Origin of the sequence: Aquaticitalea lipolytica (assembly GCF_014641635.1) — a bacterium.
Lineage (GTDB): Bacteria > Bacteroidota > Bacteroidia > Flavobacteriales > Flavobacteriaceae > Aquaticitalea > Aquaticitalea lipolytica.
This window is the reverse complement of record NZ_BMIC01000034.1, coordinates 1-554: the sequence shown is the minus strand read 5'-3', so window position 1 is coordinate 554 and position 554 is coordinate 1. Positions and strand designations below refer to the sequence as shown.

Here is a 554-nt window from a genome sequence, read left to right as displayed (position 1 = left end):
AATAGATTTGAAAAACGAATTTGACATACCAACCCACTTATCACAACTCATTAGCAGTGAACAAGCCTATCAATATCAAATTGTGCCTATTGCTATTAAAGATGAAAAACTCTTTTTTAAATCTGACAACAAGGAACAGAGTTTAAAACATGAACTACAAATCATTTTTGGAAAAGAAGTTGAACTTATTTCAGAAACTCCTGAAAATATTCAACAATATTTAGCAACTAACTTTAGAAAACAAAATGCTATTGTTACTGAAGATTTACACTATAGTAATGATTTTCTTGAAAAGCTATTGCTAACGGCAAAAAATATTGGAAGTAGTGATATTCATTTTGAGCCTTATGAACAAAAATGTAGGGTTCGTTTTCGATTGGATGGAAAATTAAAAGAACATTATGTGATTTCTTTAAATGAATACCCTGTAATTGTAAATAAACTCAAGATTAAAGCTGGGTTAGATATTTCAGAAAAACGATTGCCTCAAGATGGAAGGATTACCATTAAAAACGGCCTTGATGAATTTGATATTCGGGTGTCTTCATTACCTA

Annotated in this window: 1 protein-coding gene; it reads left to right on the top strand. The window is 30.0% G+C overall.

What is annotated here, in order from left to right; genetic code table 11:
• Positions 1-7 precede the first annotated feature (7 nt).
• On the top strand, positions 8-554 hold a 547-nt coding region (locus IEW41_RS14495; RefSeq protein WP_229660236.1), incomplete at its 3' end, for an ATPase, T2SS/T4P/T4SS family.